The sequence below is a fragment of the Amycolatopsis sp. NPDC043889 genome (genome assembly GCF_056435645.1).
The window spans coordinates 426,185-446,557 of the sequence record NZ_JBWKEC010000003.1 but is presented as its reverse complement, the minus strand read 5'-3'; the positions used below and the strand labels follow the sequence as shown (position 1 = coordinate 446,557).

The 20,373-nt window shown below is 68.9% G+C and carries 18 protein-coding genes; 10 read left to right on the top strand and 8 right to left on the bottom strand.

Annotated features, from left to right (window positions below; genetic code table 11):
- Positions 1–163: 163 nt before the first annotated feature.
- From AC0685_RS10205 to AC0685_RS10195, 3 genes are all read right to left on the bottom strand, one after another.
- On the bottom strand, positions 164–742 hold the full coding sequence (locus tag AC0685_RS10205; RefSeq protein ID WP_125680437.1) for an LOG family protein: 579 nt from the start codon (positions 740–742) through the stop codon (positions 164–166).
- Positions 742–1,527 (bottom strand): LOG family protein, encoded by a 786-nt coding sequence (locus tag AC0685_RS10200; protein WP_478225222.1) that lies wholly within the window; start codon positions 1,525–1,527, stop codon positions 742–744. The genes AC0685_RS10205 and AC0685_RS10200 overlap by 1 nt, the downstream gene beginning before the upstream one ends.
- Before the next feature lie 112 nt (positions 1,528–1,639).
- Entirely contained in the window at positions 1,640–3,502 is a 1,863-nt protein-coding gene (locus AC0685_RS10195; protein WP_478225241.1) for a glycoside hydrolase family 9 protein, read from the bottom strand.
- A gap of 183 nt (positions 3,503–3,685) precedes the next feature.
- Here AC0685_RS10195 and AC0685_RS10190 point away from each other — a divergent pair, with 183 nt between their 5' ends.
- The 6 genes from AC0685_RS10190 (at position 3,686) to AC0685_RS10165 (ending at position 12,762) form a co-directional block, all read left to right on the top strand.
- Positions 3,686–4,999 (top strand): helix-turn-helix domain-containing protein, encoded by a 1,314-nt coding sequence (locus AC0685_RS10190; protein WP_478225221.1) that lies wholly within the window; start codon positions 3,686–3,688, stop codon positions 4,997–4,999.
- 276 nt (positions 5,000–5,275) lie between these two features.
- Positions 5,276–7,543, top strand: coding sequence for a M4 family metallopeptidase (locus AC0685_RS10185; RefSeq protein WP_478225220.1), 2,268 nt, complete (start codon positions 5,276–5,278; stop codon positions 7,541–7,543).
- 86 nt (positions 7,544–7,629) lie between these two features.
- Positions 7,630–9,219, top strand: a complete 1,590-nt coding sequence (locus AC0685_RS10180; RefSeq protein ID WP_478225219.1) for a M28 family peptidase — start codon at positions 7,630–7,632, stop codon at positions 9,217–9,219.
- Between the two features lie 203 nt (positions 9,220–9,422).
- Positions 9,423–10,478 carry a chitinase gene (locus tag AC0685_RS10175; protein ID WP_192746609.1) on the top strand — a complete coding sequence of 352 codons (1,056 nt, stop codon included), beginning with the start codon at positions 9,423–9,425 and terminating at the stop codon, positions 10,476–10,478.
- A gap of 146 nt (positions 10,479–10,624) precedes the next feature.
- Positions 10,625–11,878 (top strand): helix-turn-helix domain-containing protein, encoded by a 1,254-nt coding sequence (locus AC0685_RS10170; protein WP_478225218.1) that lies wholly within the window; start codon positions 10,625–10,627, stop codon positions 11,876–11,878.
- Positions 11,875–12,762 carry an aminoglycoside phosphotransferase family protein gene (locus AC0685_RS10165; RefSeq protein WP_478225217.1) on the top strand — a complete coding sequence of 296 codons (888 nt, stop codon included), beginning with the start codon at positions 11,875–11,877 and terminating at the stop codon, positions 12,760–12,762. Before AC0685_RS10170 ends, AC0685_RS10165 begins: the two co-directional genes overlap by 4 nt.
- On the opposite strand, the gene dapE is transcribed toward AC0685_RS10165, so the two are convergent.
- On the bottom strand, positions 12,755–13,828 hold the full coding sequence (dapE, locus tag AC0685_RS10160; RefSeq protein ID WP_340684477.1) for a succinyl-diaminopimelate desuccinylase: 1,074 nt from the start codon (positions 13,826–13,828) through the stop codon (positions 12,755–12,757). The genes AC0685_RS10165 and dapE overlap by 8 nt on opposite strands.
- Before the next feature lie 48 nt (positions 13,829–13,876).
- Here dapE and AC0685_RS10155 point away from each other — a divergent pair, with 48 nt between their 5' ends.
- The 3 genes from AC0685_RS10155 to AC0685_RS10145 all read left to right on the top strand — a co-directional run bounded on the left by AC0685_RS10155 (position 13,877) and on the right by AC0685_RS10145 (position 16,563).
- A complete protein-coding gene (locus tag AC0685_RS10155; protein WP_478225216.1) occupies positions 13,877–14,266 on the top strand; it encodes a hypothetical protein in 390 nt (129 codons plus the stop codon).
- A 28-nt stretch (positions 14,267–14,294) separates the two neighbouring features.
- Positions 14,295–15,281, top strand: a complete 987-nt coding sequence (gene dapD / locus AC0685_RS10150; RefSeq protein ID WP_340684479.1) for a 2,3,4,5-tetrahydropyridine-2,6-dicarboxylate N-succinyltransferase — start codon at positions 14,295–14,297, stop codon at positions 15,279–15,281.
- 310 nt (positions 15,282–15,591) lie between these two features.
- On the top strand, positions 15,592–16,563 hold the full coding sequence (locus AC0685_RS10145) for a CHAD domain-containing protein (protein WP_478225215.1): 972 nt from the start codon (positions 15,592–15,594) through the stop codon (positions 16,561–16,563).
- Here the strand turns inward: AC0685_RS10145 and AC0685_RS10140 are convergent.
- Entirely contained in the window at positions 16,539–17,942 is a 1,404-nt protein-coding gene (locus AC0685_RS10140; protein WP_478225214.1) for an FAD-dependent monooxygenase, read from the bottom strand. The two genes, AC0685_RS10145 and AC0685_RS10140, sit on opposite strands and share 25 nt — an antisense overlap.
- A gap of 80 nt (positions 17,943–18,022) precedes the next feature.
- Here AC0685_RS10140 and AC0685_RS10135 point away from each other — a divergent pair, with 80 nt between their 5' ends.
- Positions 18,023–18,631 carry a TetR/AcrR family transcriptional regulator gene (locus AC0685_RS10135; RefSeq protein WP_478225213.1) on the top strand — a complete coding sequence of 203 codons (609 nt, stop codon included), beginning with the start codon at positions 18,023–18,025 and terminating at the stop codon, positions 18,629–18,631.
- On the opposite strand, the gene dapC is transcribed toward AC0685_RS10135, so the two are convergent.
- The 3 genes from dapC to AC0685_RS10120 all read right to left on the bottom strand — a co-directional run bounded on the left by dapC (position 18,632) and on the right by AC0685_RS10120 (position 20,342).
- Positions 18,632–19,723: a succinyldiaminopimelate transaminase gene (dapC, locus tag AC0685_RS10130; RefSeq protein ID WP_478225212.1), complete on the bottom strand. Its 1,092-nt coding sequence runs from the start codon at positions 19,721–19,723 to the stop codon at positions 18,632–18,634.
- On the bottom strand, positions 19,720–20,040 hold the full coding sequence (gene fdxA, locus AC0685_RS10125) for a ferredoxin (protein ID WP_016331413.1): 321 nt from the start codon (positions 20,038–20,040) through the stop codon (positions 19,720–19,722). Before fdxA ends, dapC begins: the two co-directional genes overlap by 4 nt.
- A gap of 110 nt (positions 20,041–20,150) precedes the next feature.
- Positions 20,151–20,342, bottom strand: coding sequence for a hypothetical protein (locus AC0685_RS10120; RefSeq protein ID WP_478225211.1), 192 nt, complete (start codon positions 20,340–20,342; stop codon positions 20,151–20,153).
- Positions 20,343–20,373: the final 31 nt, after the last annotated feature.

Genomic DNA, 20,373 nt, shown 5'->3' with positions numbered 1-20,373 from the left:
AAGGTGGTGGAGGGGGGTTTGGGGGGGGGGTTGGGGTAGGAGTGGGCGGGGGTTACGAGGGTCCCCTCTCCGGGTTTCCTGGCCTGGGGCTTTGGGGGGGGGGTGGGGGGGGGTTTTTGGGGGGAAACCCCAAACCCCCCCCCACGACCCACGCGACCAAGCCCTACTTAGCCCACTTAGGCCGAGGCGGAGGCACGTAGTCCGCGAAGCCGTCCAGGAGCACCGAAGCGTCCGAGTCGATCGAGAGCATGTCCCGGTACCCAGCCGACAGGAAGCCCTCCGACACCATGTGGTCGGCGAACTTCAGCAGCGGCGCGTAGTACCCGCCGACGTCGACCAGCCCGATCGGCTTCTCGTGCAGCCCGAGCTGCGCCCACGTCCACACCTCGAACAGCTCCTCCAGCGTCCCCGCGCCGCCGGGCAGCGCGAGGAAGCCGTCGGACAGCGCGGCCATCTTCGCCTTCCGCTGGTGCATGTCGGCGACGACGTGCAGTTCGGTCAGGCCGGCGTGCGCGATCTCGACGCTGCCCAGCGCCTCCGGGATCACGCCGATCACCTCGCCGCCCGCGGCCAGCGCGGCGTCCGCGACGACGCCCATGGTCCCGACCGAAGCCCCGCCGTAGACCAGCCCGATGCCCCGCGAGGCCAGCAGCGTGCCCAGGGCGCGAGCTTCGTCGGCGTACCGCGGGTCGAAGCCCATCGAAGAGCCGCAGAAGACACAGACCCGGCGCGGAGCCGCCATCAGTGGGTGTCCTCCCAAGCCTTGTACGAATCCTGCACGACGCGTACGGCGTCTTCGATGTCGTCGGTCACGTGCAGAAGCTCGAGGTCCTTCTGACCGATCTTGCCCTCGGCGAGCAGCGAACTGGCGATCCAGTCGTACAGGCCGCCCCAGTACTTGCTGCCGAACAGCACGACCGGGAACTTCGTGACCTTCTTCGTCTGCACCAGCGTGAGCGCCTCGAACAACTCGTCGAGCGTGCCGAAACCGCCGGGCAGGCAGATGAACGCCTGCGAGTACTTGATGAACATGGTCTTGCGCGCGAAGAAATACCGGAAGTTGACGCCGAGGTCGACCCACGGGTTCAGGCCCTGCTCGAACGGCAGCTCGATGCCGAGGCCGACCGAGAACCCGCCCGCCTCGTTGGCGCCGCGGTTCACCGCTTCCATCGCGCCGGGGCCGCCGCCGGTCATCACCGCGAAGCCCGCGTTCGCGAGCGCGCCGCCGATCTTGCGGCCGAGTTCGTACTCCGGGTGGTCCCGCTTGGTCCGCGCCGAACCGAACACCGTCACCGCGCGCGGCACCTCGGCCAGCGCACCGAAGCCCTCGACGAACTCCGCCTGGATCCGCAGCACGCGCCACGGGTCGGTGTGCACCCAGTCGCTCGGACCCCGCGAGTCCAGCAGGCGCTGGTCGGTGGTGCTGTCCTGGTCACGGCGATCCCGCCGCAGCACGACCGGACCCTTGTGGCGCTCGATCGGACGTTCCGGGTACTGGCCGTCGGGGAACTCGCTTGTCTCGCTCACCCCGCCAAGCCTACGACGTCGTCACCGTCCGGAGCGGCAGCATCGCCGCGAACAGGAGTTGTCGGATACGCGAACGCGGGACCCGCCGGTGAGCGGGCCCCGCGATCACGCCTCAGGAACGTCCGGTCAGCGCGAACGCGAGCATGGCCGTCGAGGTGAAGTCGATGGCGGGCTCGTTGCTCGGCCACGACGCGAGGTCGTCGGCGTAGCGGGCCTCGGGGGTGTCGAAGGCTTCGAAGGGCTTCCTGCAGTCCTTCGAACCGGGCGGGAGCTCCATGTGCTCGAAGTTCTCCGCTCCGTTGGGTCCGTTCACGACGGCGCCGTAGAGCAGTTTCTCCTCTCCGGCGAGGTTCGCCGCCTGGTGATGCGGGCACCGCGGGTACGTGGTGCCGACGCCGACGACCAGCGAGATGCCCCAGGCGTTCGCGCCGAGGGTGAAGTTCCGCTGCTGCGAACCGAACGCCGCGTACCGGCGGTCACCGGTCAGGTCCGCGTACAGCCGCTCGGTCGCGGCGAACCCGAAGCTCTTGCTGGCCGCGTCGAATTCCTTCACCGAGACGGCGGTCCGGAAAGGACTCTGAGCCGCGCTCGCGACCCCTTCGTCGAGCTGACGGCGGAGGTCGCCGATCAGTTCCTTCGGACCGAGCGCGGCACCCGGGACGCCGTGCCGCAGGAGCTTCGCCAGATCGGCGTGCGCCAGCGCGCTGGTGTCGTACAGGTTGAGCGTGCTCTTCTCTTCGACGTCGATGTAGGCCTTCGCCCAGTGCGCCGCCTGCCGCGTCCACTCGGCGGACCGCGGGTCACGCAAGGCCTTGGCCGCCAGGGCCAGCTGCGTCGCACCGAGTTCCATGTCGTCCCGCCAGGATGATTCCGGGTAGTACGCGTGCGGGAACGCGGTGACCAGTTCGCCGACGTTCTCGGTCTTGGCCTGCGCGAAGACCGACGAGGCCTCGGCGAGGTATTCCTTTGCCAGCGCGGGATTCCGCTTCGCCTCGACCTGGGCGCCGAGCGCGAACGCGGCGGCGACGCGGCCGGCGAGGTTCGGGCTGAGCGCGGATCCGCCGGGGTTCGCGGGGAAGACCGGCCGGTGCTTCACGAAGTACTTGGGGTCACCGGGTTTCACGTCGAGCGGGTCGTCGTCGTGCGGATTCCGCCAGACGTCGTGGTCGCCGAGGAACCCGAACTTGTCGCTGCCCGTCCCGATCCCGACCTGGGCGTAGAGCGTCTTGCTCTTCTCGTCCCACATCTTGTCGAGCCAGTCGAGGCCGAGCTTGACCTCCTTGGCCAGCACCCGATCGTAGTCCTCGCGGAGCACGTAACCCAGCTCCGCCAGCGAGTACGCCGTGTTCGACGTGAACTTGACGAAGTCGCCCGCGTCGACCCAGCCACCCTCGACGTCGACCGGCCCGCCCGCCGGCTTCAGCGGTTCGGTGATCTCGTCGCCGAATTCACCGCCGAACGCGGGCCATTCGTAGACCGTGGCCTGCTTGTCGGCCAGGTGCGAGGGTTTGCGGTCGAGACGGCCGGGGATGATGTCGTCACCGTCGCGCTGCGCCTGGAAGAACTCGTTGGTGGCACGGACGAGCGGCGTGAAGAGCCGGTCCTTGGTGTCCACCCGGAACGTCGGCGACGTCGCCTTGGTCTCGCCGGTGACCTCGATCCGGTACTTGCCCGGCAGCCAGACCTTCGACAGGTCCAGCTGGTACACCGCCGAGTACTTCGCGTTCCACGCGCCGAGCGACTGCCCGGTCCGTCCACGATGGACGGTCCGGCCGCGTTCGTCGATCACCGAGAACGCACCCGGCGCGCTGGACAGGAGATAGGCGTACTTGGTCTCGGTGATGCCGTAGCCGACCTGATCGACCCGCACCTCACCTTGGACCGCCGCCGCGGCCGAAACCGCCGGAACCGTCAAACCCCCGAGGACCAGTGCCGAAACCGCGGCCACCGTCCGGGACCAGGAACTCACCATCATCGGCGCCCCGCTCATGGATTAGTTAAGAAAGTTTCCTTTTTATGGCGCAAGACGCTAGCGCCCGGGACGCCACCAGTCAATATGTCCGTTTCGCCGGTCGGAAGTCACCGGATCCGGCCGTTGTTGGCGGGTATCCGCCCAGCTCAGCCGGATACCCGCCGGGAAATCGTCTACCGTGGATCGGTGCCGTCCAGGGCAGAACCACTCGGCGCGCGGATCCGGCGGTTGCGCCGGGCACGCGGGCTGACTCAGCGTGAGCTCGCCGAGCCGCGCTACGACCGCGGTTTCCTCGCCAAGGTCGAGTCGGGCCGCCGTCTGCCCTCGGACGACGTGCTCTCCCACCTCGCGCGACGGCTCGGCCTCACCGCGGACGAACTCCGCTTCGACCGGCCACCGGGCGCCGCCGAGGAACTCACCGAGGCGCTCGAGACCGCGTACCGCGAGTTGCAGCAAGGCGGACTCGAGGCCGCCGAACGCGAGTTCACCCGGGTGGAACACCGAGCGGCGGAGTACCGGCTGCCGGACGTCCAATGCCACGCGCGCTTCCATCTCGGCGAAGTCCAGTGGCAGCGCTACGACATCCCGTTGGCGGACAAGGGATTCGCGCACGCCATGGAACTCGCCGACGCGGCGTCGCCCCGGCTGCGCGCGATGATCGTCAACCGCCTCGCCGCCTGCCGCGCGCTTTCGGGTGATCTGGGCGCTTCGGTCGCGCTCGTGGAAAACGCGCTCGCCGATCTCCGCGCCCCCGGCACGAGCGATCCCGACGCCGAGCTGGCGTTGGTGACCGCGTTGATCCATCCGCTGATCGAAATGGGCGCGCTCCGCCGCGCCCGTCGTGCCGCCGATGAAGGCCGGCGCGTCCTCCCTTCCGCTCACCGTGCGGACATCGCCGCGCGCTATCACCGGCAGGCCGCGCAACTGTGGCAGGCGATCGGCCTGGTCGACCGCGCGGAGAAGGACCTTTCGCGGGCACTGCGCCTGTTCACCTCCCTCGGCTACGACCGCGACGCCGCCCGGTGCCGCTGGGCGCGCGGCTTCCTTTGGCGGCGACTGGGCAAACTCGACGAGGCGCACGCCGAACTGCGGCTCGCGCGCGATCTCCTTGCCAAGGCGGGATCGCGGGAAGGTGTGCTCGGCGCGACCATCGAACTCGCCGATGTCCGCCGCCGCCAAGGGAAGCTCGACGAGGCCGCCGAACTCGCCGAAGGGATCCGCCCGCTTCTGGATCGATCCCCCGATATCGAGGCCAGGGCCGAGGTTCTCCGGTTACTGGGACTCATCGCCCGCGCGCGCGGCGACCTGTCCGAGGCGACCGCGCTACTCGAAGAAGCCGCCACCGCACAGGAAAAGTCCGAACTGCGCGGCGCGCTCGTCGCCACCTCACTGCATCTGGGCGACACGTTGCGCGCCCGCGGATTAATCGAAAAGGCCGCGGAGGCCTATCGGCGCGGTGTACGCGCGGCCGCTATGTCCGATTTCGGGCCGACCGGCTGAAAACCATACGAAAGTCGCCATATATCGCACATGGCGGGAAAACTCTTACTACACAGGCATTTCATTCCCTGCATGTCGATCTTCACCCGCTCCGCTAGGCCATCCGGCCCATTGACGCACCTTGTGACCGGCTCCTTTACTCGGACGTGTCCATCGGGATAACTCCAGTTATCCGAATGGGCACGCTCCCCGTCCCCCGCCGTGCGCCCGCCAGGTCGAATTCCCCGCCGCGCCTCTAGCCGGACGGGTACACGGTCCTGCCCATGGAAGGTTCACATGACCGTTCAGCGAGGGCTCAGAACAGGGTTGGCGGCCGTCGCCGGCCTTGCCCTGAGCATGACGTTCCCGGTGACCCCGGCGAATGCGACCACTGCCACCATCCAGCCCGCGAGCCCTGACGCCGTGGCCGCGAGCGCGGCCGACCGGGCCGCCGCGACCGGTGTAGACCAGCTGAGGAAGGGGGCGCAGGAAGACTTCCGCCGCGTCGGGCTGACCCCCGGTGGCGGAGGACTCTTCTACGCCGCTTACGAACGAACCTACCGTGGCCTGCCGGTCGTCGGCGGGGACGCGGTGGTGGTCGCCGACGGCGCCGGGCGCGTCCGCGGCACCAGCGCCGCGGAGACCGCGGCGATCTCGGTGGACACGAAGGCCAAGATCTCCGCGGCGAAGGCGACCGAGGTCGCGCGCGGCCAGCTATCCAAAGTAGACAGTGTCGCCGCGCCGAAGCTCGTCGTACTGGCGGGGAACTCCCCCAAGCTCGCCTACGAGGTCGTCGTCGCCGGTACCAAGGCGGCGAACCCGAGCAACCTGCACGTCTTCGTGGACGGCGTCACCGGCGCGGTGCTCGAAACCCGTGACGACGTCAAGATGTCCAACTTCCCCGCCGCCGCGCCGAAGGCGACGTCGAACGACGTCAGCACGCTGGGCGCCGGGAACAGCTACTACGTCGGCAACGTCACCATCGACACGACGAACTCCGGCGGCACGTACACGATGCGCGACCCGCAGCGCACCAACATCAGCTGCGCCCGCCAGAACGGCTCGCCCTACAGCGGACCGGACGACAACTGGGGCAACGGTTCCGGCACCGACCTGGAAACCGCCTGCGTCGACGCGCTCTTCGGCGTCCAGACCGAGTGGAAGATGCTGGGCGAATGGCTCGGCCGCAACGGCATCAACGGCAGCGGCGGCGGCTTCCCCGCCTACGTCGGCCTCAACCAGGCCAACGCCTACTGGAACGGCTCCTCGACCACCTACGGCCGCTCGCAGGACGGCCAGCGCCAGGCCACCCCGATGGACGTCGTCGCGCACGAGTACGGCCACGCCATCTTCCAGACCACGCCGGGCGGCGCGGGCAGCGGCAACGAGAACGGCGGCCTCAACGAGTCCACCGGTGACATCTTCGGTGCCGTCACCGAGCACTACGCCAACAACGCCAAGGACGTCCCCGACTACGACGTCGGCGAGGGCGTGAACCTGGTCGGCCGCGGCCCGATCCGCTACATGAACCAGCCGAGCAGGATCTCCGGCAACCCCGACTGCTACTCGTCGTCCATCCCGAACACCGAGGTGCACGCCGCCGCGGGCCCGCAGAACCACTGGTTCTACCTGCTCGCCGAGGGCACCGCGCCGGTCGGCAAACCGGCCAGCCCGACCTGCAACAACACCTCGATCACCGGGATCGGCATCCAGAAGGCCGCGAAGATCTTCTACAACGGCCTGCTGAAGAAGACCTCCAGCTGGAACCACCGCGCGGCCCGCAAGGCCACCCTGGAAGCGGCGCTCGCGCTGTACCCGGGTTCCTGCACCGAGTTCAACACCACCAAGGCGGCGTGGAACGCCATCAGCGTTCCCGCGGCGACCGGTGAACCGGCCTCGTGCACCCCGCAGGGTGACGACTTCTCGGTCGGCGTCACCCCGGCGGCTGGTTCCGTCAAGCCGGGCGAGTCGGCCACGGTCACGGTGAACACCGCGACCACCAACGGTGCGGCACAGACAGTTTCGTTGAGCGCCAGCGGTCTTCCCACCGGGGCGACCGCGTCGTTCAACCCCGCTTCGGTGCAGTCGGGCGGTTCCTCGACGCTCACCATCGCGACGTCGGCGAGCACCCCTGACGGCACCAGCACGATCACGGTGACCGGCACCGCGGCGAGCGGCACGCACACCGCTCAGTACAAGCTGACCGTCGGCACCGGCGGCGACGTGCGCACCTACAGCAACGACACCGACTACGCGCTGAACGACTACGGCACGGTGAACAGCCCGATCACCTCGACCGCCACCGGCAACGCGGTTTCGCCGGTGAAGGTGACGGTGACCGGGACGCACACCTGCTCCGAGGACCTCCGGATCAGCCTGAAGGCCCCCGACGGCAGCACGTACTCGGTCAAACCCACCGGTTCCCTGCCCTGCACCGATCTGGGCACCCGGAACTACTCGGTGAACGTGACCAACGAAGTCGCGGCGGGCACGTGGACCCTCGTGGTCTACGACGCCTACGCGCAGGACACCGGCACGCTCGACAGCTGGTCGATCACCGTTTGATTCCCGTTCCGTGAAGGCCTCCTTCCCTACCTTCAGCGTAGGGAAGGAGGCCTTCACGGACCATTACCCAGAAAGGAAACCCCGGCATGAAGTGGGGAAAGCGAATAGGAGCGGCCGTCGTCGGCATGGCCGCCGTACTGGGTGTCGTCACGGCGCCCGCGCAGGCGGTCACGGCCGCCGCCGCACCGGACATCTCGCTCGCCAACGTCAAGGCGCACTTGAGCGCGTTGCAGACCATCGCCAACCAGAACGGTGGCAACCGCGCCGCCGGACGGCCGGGCTACCCGGCGTCGGTGTCCTATGTGGCACAGAAACTGCGCGACGCCGGCTACAACGTCACGTTGCAGTCCTGCACGAGCTGCGCGGGTTCGAACCAGAACGTGATCGCGGAATGGCCGCAGGGTGACGCCAACCAGGTCATCATGCTCGGCGCGCACCTCGACAGCGTCAGCGCCGGCCCCGGCATCAACGACAACGGCTCGGGTTCGGCCTCGATCCTCGAAGTCGCGCTGACTCTGGCCCGCGAGAACCCGGCGATGGCGAAGCGGGTCCGCTTCGGCTGGTGGGCCGACGAGGAGTCCGGTCTGCGCGGGTCCAGGTTCTACGTCAACAGCCTGCCGCAGACCGAGCGCACGAAGATCAAGACCTACCTGAACTTCGACATGATCGGCTCCGACAACTGGGGCTACTTCGTCTACGACGACGTCGCTTCGGTCAAGGCCGTGTTCGACGAGTACTTCCGGACGATCGGCATCCAGACCGAGGGCGACACCGAGGGCGACGGCCGTTCGGACCACGCGTCGTTCAAGAGCGCGGGCATCCCGGTCGGCGGTCTCGCGACCGGTGCCGGGTACACGAAGAGCGCGGCGCAGCAACAGAAATGGGGCGGCACCGCCGGAAGGGCGTTCGACAGCTGCTACCACCGCGCGTGCGACACGCTGTCGAACATCCCGGACACCCCACTGGAGAAGAACAGCGACGCGATCGCGTACGCGCTCTGGAAGCTCGCCGTCGGCACGTCGACGGGGCCCGACTTCTCGCTCGGTCTCTCGCCGTCCTCCAGCACCGTCCAAGCGGGACAGTCAGCGACCGTCACGGTCAACACCACGACGACTTCCGGTGCGGCACAAGCGGTTTCGCTGAGTGCCAGCGGTCTTCCCGCCGGGGCGACCGCGACGTTCAACCCCGCTTCGGTGCAGTCCGGCGGCTCATCGACGCTCACCATCGCGACGTCGGCGAGCACCCCCAACGGCACCAGCACGATCACGGTGACCGGTGACGGGACCTCGGTGGACCGCACGGCGCAGTACACGCTCACCGTCGGCGACGTCAGCGTGCGCACGTTCACCAACGGCACCGACTACGCGCTGAACGACTACGCGACGGTCAACAGCCCGATCACGTCCACCGCGACGGGCACGGCGACCTCGCCGGTGAAGGTGTCGATCACCGGGACGCACACCTGCTCCGAGGACCTCCGCATCAGCCTGAAGGCCCCCGACGGCAGCACGTACTCGGTCAAACCCACCGGTTCCCTGCCCTGTACGGATCTCGGCACCAGGACGTACTCGGTCCCCGTGACCAACGAGGCCGCTTCCGGCACTTGGACGCTCGTGCTCTACGACGCCTACGCGCAGGACACCGGCACGCTCGACAGCTGGACCATCACCGTCTGACCATCCGAATGACGAAGGCCATCTCACGAGGACACCCGGCCTCGTGAGATGGCCTTCGCGCGTGAGGGAGATTTTCGGGCAACTCTTGGATATCTGGTCTAGACCACCCGATCGTCGGTAGCGCCACTCATGCGCGGCGACCTATGTTGAGCCGAACGGCCGCTTCCTGTTCGTTCAAACCGCTTTCGAGATGGGAGCTGGGTATGTTCGGTCGCGTCTCACGGCTGCTCGCAATCACCGGCGCGGCGGTACTCGCCGTCACCACACTCGTCGCCTTGGGCTCGGCGCAGGCGTCTCCCGACGCCGAGGTCTGCGCGGTCAAATCGAAGCCCGCGGGCAAGGTCCTGCAGGGCTATTGGGAGAACTGGGACGGCGCCTCGAACGGCGTCCATCCGCCGATGGGCTGGATCCCGATCACCGACGCCCGGATCAAGGCCAATGGGTACAACGTGATCAACGCGGCCTTTCCGGTCATCCTGTCCGACGGAACGGCAAAATGGGAGGATGGGATGGACGCGACTGTGAAGGTCGCGACCCCCTCCGAAATGTGCGCCGCGAAGGACGCCGGCGCGACCATCCTGATGTCCATCGGCGGCGCCACCGCGGGGATCGACCTGAATTCGGCCACCGTGGCGGACAAATTCGTCGCGACCATCGTGCCGATCCTGAAGAAGTACAACTTCGACGGGATCGACATCGACATCGAAACCGGCCTCACCGGCAGCGGGAACATCAACACGCTTTCCGCTTCGCAGAAGAACCTCATCCGCATCATCGACGGCGTCCTCGCCGCAATGCCGCCGAACTTCGGGCTCACCATGGCGCCCGAGACGGCGTACGTCACCGGCGGCAGCGTCGTCTACGGCTCGATCTGGGGCGCGTACCTGCCGATCATCAAGAAGTACGCGGACAACGGCAGGCTGTGGTGGCTGAACATGCAGTACTACAACGGAAGCATGTACGGCTGCTCCGGTGATTCGTACCAGGCCGGGACGGTCCAGGGCTTCGTCGCGCAGACCAACTGCCTCGACAAGGGCCTGGTGATCCAGGGCCAGACGATCCGCGTGCCCTACGACAAGCAGGCTCCGGGCTTGCCCGCGCAGGCCGGCGCCGGCGGTGGCTACATGTCGCCGAGCCTGGTTTCCCAGGCGTACCGCAGCATTCCGGCGCTGAAGGGCCTGATGACCTGGTCGATCAACTGGGACGGTTCACGGAACTGGACATTCGGGCAGAACGTGAAATCCCTGCAGGGCCGCTGAGTCGTCCGTCTGATCACGCGAGTCCCGCCTCTGATCACGCGAGCTTGCTGTGCGGAACCGGCGAACTCGCGTGATCAGGGGGCGAACTCGCGTGATCGAACGGCGAACTCACGTCATCGGCGGGTTCGCCCGTATCGTTCTCGGTCATGGACGAGGAGGTCGGCGGACGGCTACGGCGGCTCCGCGCCGAACGCGGCCTCACCCAGCGCGAACTCGCCGAACCGCACTACACCGCCGCGTACGTCTCGTCCGTCGAGACGGGCGCGCGGACACCCTCCGGTGACGCGATGCGCCATTTCGCCGCGCGACTCGGCGTGGACACCGGCGAACTCCTCGGCGTGACGTCGCCCCGCGACGACGTCCGGCTCGATCTGGACATCGCGGCGGCCGCGGCGGATTTCCTGGCGGGGACCGGTTCGGCGCCGAAGATGCGGCGCCTGGCCCGGCGAGCCGAGAAGATCGGCCGTCACCGCCAGGCCGGACTCGCCTGGATGTGGCTCGCGCGGTTCACCGAGGGCGACGCCAGGGCACGGCCGGTGGCCGCCGCCGAAGCCGCGCTCGCCGACGACATCCCGCCGTATCGCGAACTGGCCGCCGCGCTGCGGGCGAACGTCCTGATCGGCCGGGGCGAGCCGCATCACGCGATGCACCTGCTCCGGACGGCGCTCGACGCGAGCCTCGTCCGCCATCCGCATCCGGTGCTCCTGCTGACCCTGCACGCGTACCTCGCCGACGGGCAGCTCCGCCTCGGCGAGAACGCCCAGGCCGCGCATCACGCGGGAGAGGCACTTCGGCTCGCTCGCGGCAGCGAGGAGATTCTGGCCGAACTCGCCGGGAACCAGCGACGGCTGGCCGAGTCCTATCTCGGCGAAGGACGGCTGGCCGACGCCGTCGCCGCCGTGTCGGCGCTGCACGATCTGCTCCACGAACGCGCCCTGCGGCCGGTGCTGGCCCGGTGCCTGTTCGCGCGAGCCCTGAACCGGCGTGCCGACGATCTCGAAGGCGCTCTGGCGGACCTTCGCGCGTCACGCGCGGCCGCACCCGATCACACCGTCACGCTGGAACTCGCCGACGTCTGCCGCGAACTCGGTCGTCTCGGCGACGCCTCCGCGCTACTCTCCGAAGCAACCGAAGCCATCCCTGAGGACTCGCCGCTGTCAGCTTCACTCACGTTCCAGCAGGGCTCACTGGCCCTGGCCCGTGGAGACCTCGAAGCAGCCGAAGCAGGCTTCGCGCATGCCATCGACGTAGCCGCCCTCCACGACACCCGCGGCGTCTTGGCCGCTTCAATCGACAAAGCTGGAGAGCTACTGCGCGATCAGGGGCGTTTCGAAGAGGCCGCGGACCTACTGCGGCATGGACTGCTCCTTCTCGGAGCCGAGGAGGACGTTTCCCAGTGACCGAAGTGGACTTGGAAGACATCAGAGCTCGTTTGGTGAGCCGATTCGGCGCCGACGCCGACGGATGGCTCGCCGGGGTCCCCGCACTCGCCGCGAGGCTGGCCTCTCGATGGGACTTCGAGCTCGGCGAGCTGTTCGAGAGCGGCGCCTCGTCCGTCGTCCTGCGCTGCCGTTGGTCCGATGGGACGCCGTCGGTGCTCAAACTCAGCCCGGACGGGGCGCTGCTGACCAAACAGCTCGAAATGCTGCGGGTGTTCGCGCCGTCGGGCCGGGTGCCCGCCGTCCTCGCCGCCGACGCGGACGCCGGTGCGATGGTGCTGGAAGAGATCCAGCCGGGCACCCCGGCCGAGGACCTGCCGCTGCCGACCCTGCCGGAACGTTGGGGAGACCTGCTCAGCGCGCTGCATTCCGTCGCCCCGCCGGCGGACTGGCCGTGGAGCCTGCGCGGCCGGTTCGAGGAATCCTTCGACCGGATCGGCAAGCGGATCACCGAACCGGCCATCGCCGCCAGGATCGGCCCGGAAAACTGGCGCCTGGCGATCGAGCGCTGCGAGAAGTTGCTGGACACCCAGGCCGGCGTCGTGTTGCTCCACGGCGATCTGCATCTCGGCAACGCCTTGGACGGCGGCTCGCGCGGCCTGATCGCGATCGATCCGAAGGCGTGCGTGGGTGATCCGTGCTTCGACGCCGTCGACTACGTGGTGAGCGGCGCCGGGCACGAAGGCGTCGAGGCCCGTTGCCATACGGTGGCGAACGCCTGCGGGCTCGACGGGGACAGGTTGTACGCCTGGAGCCGGGTGGTCGCCCCCATGTTCGCCATCTCGCACCTGACCTATGGCGGCCCGGAGCAGGCGCTCGACGAGTTGCTCGCCCTGACTAGCTGAGGAATTCGCGCAGCACGGCGGCCACTTGCCGGATCTCGCCCGCTCGGACGTTCTCCTGGCGGGTGTGCGCCAGCGTCGGGTCGCCCGGACCGAAGTTCACCGCCGGGATCCCGAGTGCCGCGAAGCGCGCGACGTCGGTCCAGCCCAGCTTCGCGACCGCTTTGCCCCCGGCCGCGGCTACCAGCTCGGCCGCCGCGGGAGCGCTTAGGCCGGGCAATGCCCCTGGCGACAAGTCGACGATCTTGACGTCGTAGCCCTCGAAGACCTCGCGAAGGTGCGCCTCGGCATCCTCCGGGGAGCGGTCGGGAGCGAAGCGGTGGTTGATCGTGAGCACGGCTTCGTCCGGGACGACGTTGCCCGCGACGCCGCCGCCGATCTTCGTGGCCTGCAACCCTTCCCGGTAGGTCAGGCCGTCGATGTCGACCACCCGCGGCGTGTACTCGGCCAGCCTGCGCAGCGGTTCGGCGAGACCGTGGATCGCGTTGACGCCCATCCAGCCGCGCGCGGTGTGCGCCCGGACGCCGTCGACGCGGATCTCGATCCGCATCGTGCCCTGGCAACCGCCTTCGATCCCGCCGTTCGACGGCTCGCCGAGGATCGCGAGGTCGGCTCGCAGCCACTCGGGCAGCTCACGCTCGATGCGCCCGAGACCGTTCTTCGTCGCTTCGATCTCTTCGCAGTCGTAGAACACGAAGGTGATGTCGTGCCTCGGCTCCCGGAGCGCGGCGGCGAGGTGCAGGAAGACGGCGTCACCGCTCTTCATGTCGACGGTGCCGAGACCGTGCAGGATCTCGTCGTCACCGGTCCCCTCGCGGCGCACGGGCAGGTTCTCGTTGACCGGAACGGTGTCGAGATGCCCGGCCAGCAGCACCCGCGAAGGGCGGCCGAGGTTCGTGCGGGCGAGGACCGCGTCGCCGTTGCGGATCACCTCGAGATGCGGCGCCTGCGCCTGGAGCGCGGCCTGCACGGTGTCCGCTATCACCTTCTCCTGCTCCGAGACGCTGAAGATGTCCACCAGCGCGGCGGTGAGGGCGACGGGATCGGCGTGCAAGTCGAGCGAAGGCATGCCCGCACCGTACCGCCGGGGGCCCGGGGCTACCGTGAAGGAGTGCGCATGCGAACGATCTTGGTCGCCCTCCTCCTGGTGCTCAGCGGGTGCGGATCGAGCGAAGTCCCGGTGAAGGTCCGGCCGACCCAGAGCACCGGCCCGGACGTGCTGCCGATCAAGCTCAAGGCGCTGACCACCGATCAGTGCTATCTGGCGCCGGGGACCGAATCGCCCAAGGGCTGCCAGAAGTACGTCACCGAGCTCTCGAGCGCCGCGGGCACCGTCCGCAAGCGCCGCCCGGACCTGTCGTCGCACGCCGACGTCCTCGATCGCCCGATCGCCGCCTTCCGCGCCGCGAACTGCCAGGCCCAGGCGGCTCCCGGGGGACCGTGCGGCCAGGCGCTCACCGATATGGCGACGGCGCTGACCAGTGTGAAGAGCCTCGTCGGCGGCTGAGGAGCGTCACTGGGTTACCGTTCAGGTCGTGAGCGAGCAGACCCCTGACCCCGAAACGACCGGCGCCACCGGCGTCGGACTGGCCACCGTCACGACCGACGGCACGGTACTGGACACCTGGTTCCCGCTGCCCAAGCTGACCGACGGCTCCGACAGCAAGGCCGGCACGGTGCGGCTGACCGCCGAAGAGGCCTCCGAAGCCCTCGGCGAGGCCGCGGCCGCCCAGCTCGGCCCGGACACCGATCGCGGTGTCGAGGTCGTCGCGGTCCGCACGACCATCGCCCGGCTGTCCGACGCCCCCGGCGACACGCACGACGTCTACCTGCGTCTTCACCTGCTGTCGCACCGTCTGGTCCGGCCGCACGGCGCGAGCCTCGACGGCATCTTCGGCCTGCTGGCGAACGTCGTGTGGACCAACCACGGACCGTGCCCCGTCGAGGGCTTCGAGGCGACCCGGCTGCGGCTGCGGGCGCGCGGCAACGTCACCGTCTACGGCGTGGACAAGTTCCCGCGGATGGTGGACTACGTCGTGCCGACCGGAGTCCGCATCGCCGACGCCGACCGCGCCCGCCTCGGCGCGCACCTCGCCAACGGCACCACGGTCATGCACGAGGGCTTCGTCAACTTCAACGCCGGCACGCTCGGCGCCTCCATGGTCGAAGGCCGGATCTCGGCGGGCGTCGTGGTCGGCGACGGCTCCGACGTCGGCGGCGGCGCGTCGATCATGGGCACGCTGTCCGGTGGTGGCAAGGAAACGATCTCGATCGGCGAGCGCTGCCTGATCGGCGCGAACGGCGGCGTCGGCATCTCGCTCGGCGACGACTCGGTCGTCGAAGCGGGCCTGTACGTCACGGCCGGCACGAAGGTGACCTTCGAGGGCAAGGTCGTGAAGGCGCTGGAACTGTCCGGCATCTCGGGCGCGGTGTTCCGGCGGAACTCGGGGACCGGCGCCGTCGAGGTCGTCGCGCGCACCGGCGTCGGCATCGAGCTGAACGCGGCCCTGCACGCGAACTGACCTGCGGAAAGAGAGCAAGGGACCTTTGCTACCACTTTCCCCCGGAGGGCGGGAGGGTGTGTGGGAATAGGGACGTTGAGTGTCCCTATTCCCACACACCCCTCACCCCGCGTAGCGACACTGACCGACTGTGTGGGTTTTGGGACGTTAGATGTCCCGAAACCCACACAGTCACCTGAGGCGCCCGGGGCCGCTGCGCGCGCGGGGAGCAAGGGACCTTTGCTACCACTCTCCCCGGAGGGCGGGAGCAAAGGTCCCTTGCTTCTCTCACGGCCTGGACCACCTTGCCGGTTCACCTAGAATTCATCTTGTGACAGCCGAGACCCTGCCGCGCAAGAACGCCCCTTCGACCACTCCGGCCGCGCTCGGGCTCGGCGACCGTCCCGCGAAAGCCGGGCCCGGCGATCCGGCGGCCACCCATGTCCGGGTCAAACTCGACGTCGAGATCCGCGCGCTCCTCGCGCACGAGCCGGGCACCAAATCCGGCGCCGACCCCGAAGATCTGCACCAGATGCGGGTCGCGCTGCGCCGCATGCGAAGCGTCCTCAAGCTCTCCGGTCGCCTCGTCGGCCCGGACGCCGAGCCGGTGCGCGCCGAGCTCGGCTGGCTCGGCCAGTCCCTCGGCGACGTCCGCGATTACGACGTCCTGATCGGGCATCTCCGTGAGGTCGTCGCCGAGTTCGAGGTGCGCGACCAGCCGGCCGCGCGCCGTCTGGTGTCGAAGTTCGTCACCGAGCGCGGCGTCGCGAAGCGGCGGCTCACCCGCGCGCTCGCCAGCCCCCGGTACGCCTCGATGCTGCAGGATATCGGCCGCCTCGCCCGGCAGCCCGCCGCCGAAGAACCCACTGCCGAGGCCGCCCCCACCTCGGCCGATCTCGTCGCCGGTCTCGCGAAGCCGCATCGAAAGCTCGCGAAGGCCGTGAAGGCTCTTCCCGCCGATCCTCCGGACGACGACCTTCACGCGCTTCGCATCTACGGCAAGAAACTCCGCTACGCCGCCGAGATGGCCAAGCCCGCCGCGAAGAAGAAGCAGGCGGAGCGGATCCAGCGGCTGATCAAGGCCACGAAGAACTTCCAGACCGTCCTCGGGGACCACCAGGACGCCTGCGTCGCCGCCGATCGGATGCGCGGCGTCGCAGCCTCCGTCGACTCCGAGGTCGCCTTCATCGCCGGCCGGATCGCGGAGAAGGAACTGCTGCGCCGCGCCGAGGTCCGTGCCGTGTGGCGCGACGTCTGGGCCGAAGTCGACGAAGCCGCTCAGGCGGTGAGCCCGCGGATATAGCCGTCCGGGCGAACCAGCACCTGCCGCCCGTTCTCGGCTTCATACGCGGCGAAGGCGTGCCCGTCGAAGTCCTCGAAGTCCGTGTCGGACAGCGCGCTGCCCGCGGGCAGGATCCGCCGCGCGCCTTCGGGCGCCGGGCCGTCGCCGAACACCAGCACTGTCGCCCGCGGGCCGCGCAGCACCTCGAACAGCCGGACGGACTTGCCGTTCGCGTCCCTCAGCGGCGCGTCCGGCGCGCGGTCGCCGGGCCGGATCCGGCCGGTCGCCGCGGGCGCGAGCGGGCCGCCGCGATACCCGATGTCGAGCTGACGCGTGTTCTCCCCGCGCTCGTGCGCGTCTTCCGCCCCTTCCTTGTACTTCTCGAGGATCTCGGTGCTGATCTTCAACACCCGCGCGGCGACCCCGCGCCGTTCGGGCTCGTAGCTGTCGAGCAGCTCCGGTGAACCGTCGGCGAGTTTCCAGCCCAGGTTGTACGCGTCCTGGACACCAGTGTTGAGGCCCTGCCCACCGGTCGGCGGGTGGACGTGCGCCGCGTCGCCGGCGAGAAACACGCGACCGTCACGGAACCGCTCGGCTAGCCGGATATTGGGCCGCCACACCGTCGACCAGGCGAGGTCGTGCAGCCGGACCCCGCCGCCGGACAGTTCGTCGAGCCGGGACTGCAAGGTGCCGAGCGACGCCTCGACCTCCTCCTCACCCAGTGGCGCGGCGAACTGGAAATGCGGCACCCCCGGCAGCGGCGTGAGCACGATCCCCGACATCGGGTCCTCGGGCTTCGCGAACCAATGCCCGTACGCGCGATCGAGCCCCTCGGCCTGGACGTCCCCCAGCAGCATGCGGACCGATTCGTCGGTGGTGCCCTCGAACGCGATCCCGAGCGCCTTGCGCACGAAGCTCTTCCCCCCGTCCGCGCCGACGAGGTAGCCGACCCGGACGCGCTCGCCCGGCAGTTCGGCGGTCACCCCGTCGGCGTCCTGCTCGAAGCCGAGCAGCGGGGTGCCGAGCTCGACCTGGACGCCGAATTCGGCGAGCCGCTCACGAAGGATCCCCTCGGTCCGCGACTGGCCGAGGAAGTGGCCGTTCGGGTATGGCACGTCCGGGGTCGGCTCGGCGAGTTCGGCCATCCTCCGCTCGCCGACGACCTCGCCACCCAGATGGATCTTCACCGCCACCGGCGGCTGCCCGGCGGCCAGGACCGCGTCCAGTACCCCGAGATCCTCGAAGACCTCGAGCGTGCGCGGTTGCAGGCCATCGCCGCGCGAGCCTTCGAAGAACGTCTCGGCCTTCTCCACGATCCGCACGGCGACGCCGCGGCGCGCGAGATCGATGGCCAGCGTGAGGCCGGTCGGTCCGGCTCCCGCGATCAGCACCTCGGTCATCTCCGCCTCCGGTGAATTGAGATTCAGTGAATTAGAATTCACTATGCTCGTTGCTAGCCTTCCGTGTCAAGGAGGTGCCGATGACGGCGATGAGCCGCAAGGAGAAGGCGGCGGAGACCGAGGCCGCGCTCAAGGAGGCGGCGAAGCGCGTTTTCGCGGCGAAGGGGTACCTGAACACCAAGATCACCGACATCACGGCGGAGGCCGGACGCGCGGCGGGCTCGTTCTACAACCACTTCGCGAGCAAGGAAGAGCTGCTCGAAGCTCTCCTCGAGGACCTCGCGGCGGCGAGCGACGTCAACGCGGCCTCACCGGAGCACATACCCGACTTCACCGACCCGCAAGCCGTGCGCTGGCACGTCTGCGAGTACTGGAACTTCCACCGCGACAACGCCGCGACGATGCTCGCGCTGCGCCAGGCCGCGATGGTCAGCGACGAGTTCGCACGCACCTATGCGCGCTTCGGCGCCGCTCAGGCGGCGGACATCCTCGACCACCTCGGGTACATCACCGCGGCGGGCATGGAACTCCCGGCGTCGGAGCGGGTCACGCTCGCGATGATGGCCGAACTGGTCAACGGTTTCGCGCACACGTGGCTGCTCGACCCGTCAGCGATCTCCGAAGAAGAAGCCGTCGAGGCGCTGACGCGGTTCGTCTACCGGGGTTTCACCGGCCGCGACGTGCCCTAGTCAGGAAGCGAGCCGCTCCACGGCCGCGTCGAGGCGCTCGTCCGTCGCCGTCAGGGCGATCCGGACGTGCCGTCCACCGGTCGGCCCGTAGAAGGTGCCCGGAGCGGCCAGGATGCCGCGATCGGCCAGCCAATCGACCGTGTCGAGCGCGGATTCCCCGCGCGTGGACCAGAGATACAGCCCGGCCTCGGAATGCGAGATCTCGAAACCGCTGTCCAGCAACGCCTTACGCAGCACCAGCCGACGGCGCGCGTAGCGTTCCCGTTGCGCGGCAAGCGCTTCGTCGTCCTTCAGCGCGGCGACCATGGCCTCCTGCACCGGCCGCGGCACGATCAGCCCGGAGTGTTTGCGGATCTCCAGCAGCCCGGCGACGAGCTTCGGGTCACCGGTGACGAATCCGGCGCGGTAGCTGGCGAGGTTCGCGGACTTCGACAGCGAGTGGACGGCCAGCAGGCCGTCGAGGGAGCCGCCGTGCACGGCCGGGTGCAGGATCGACACGGGCTCGCTTTCCCAGCCCAGCGCCAGATAACACTCGTCGGAGACCACGACGACATCGCGTTCCCGCGCCCATTCGACGACCTTGCGCAGGTGGTCGACGCCGAGCACGCGCCCGGTCGGGTTGGACGGCGAGTTGATCCACAGCATGGACGGCCGCTGCGGACCGACCGCGAAGGTGCTGTCCGCGCGCAGCAGGGAAGCACCCGCCAGCAGCACTCCGACCTCGTAGGTCGGGTACGCCACCTCGGGGATCACGATGAGATCGCCGGGGCCGAACCCCAGCTGCCGCGGCAGCGAAGCGACCAGTTCCTTCGAACCGATCGTCGGCAGCACGGCCGCCGCGGGAACACCCTCGATGCCGTGCCGCCGCGAAAGCGCGTCGATCGCGGCGGCCCTGAGCTCGGGGATCCCGTGCGTGGTCGGGTACCCCGGGATCTCCGACACGGACGCGAGCGCCGCGCGAATGCTCTCGGGGACAGGGTCCACCGGCGTGCCGATCGACAGGTCGACGAGGCCGCCGGGATGCGCCTGGGCTTTCGCCTTCGCCTCGGCCAGGGAGTCCCAGGGGAAATCGGGAAGAGCGACCCGGCTCATTCGCCCTGCGGGGGAAGAGCCTTGATGAAGGCGGGGTCGTGACTGGTCTTGCCGACCTTGGAGGCGCCACCGGGCGAGCCGAGCTCGTCGAAGAAGTCGACGTTGGCCTTGGTGTAGTCGTTCCACTCGTCGGGGACGTCGTCCTCGTAGTAGATCGCCTCGACAGGGCAGACCGGCTCGCAGGCACCGCAGTCGACGCATTCGTCCGGGTGGATGTACAGCATGCGGTCACCCTCGTAGATGCAATCCACGGGGCACTCGTCGATACACGCCTTGTCGAGCACGTCGACGCAGGGCTCGGCGATCACGTAGGTCACTGCGCACTCCTGCTTTATCTCTGCTTCACCAGTCTGCAACGGACATTACGCGCCCACGGGCGCGACCGGCCCGCTTAGGCCACCCTTATCGGCACTCCGGGGATGGGCGTTCAGCGGTCTTTCCGGCGAGGCGGCGGAGTGGCCCTGCTGTCCCCAGTGATGACGAACTTCGGCGCGGCGGGCTTCGCCGCTTCCGCGTCCTTCTCGACGGCCTTTTCCGCGCCCAATGCCCGGTTGAAGCCGTCCGAGATCTCGCGGACGAGGTCTTCGTTGTGCCTGTCGTCCTTGCGCGCGATGCTCATCGGGGTCCCTCCACTGCCTTCCTTGGCACAA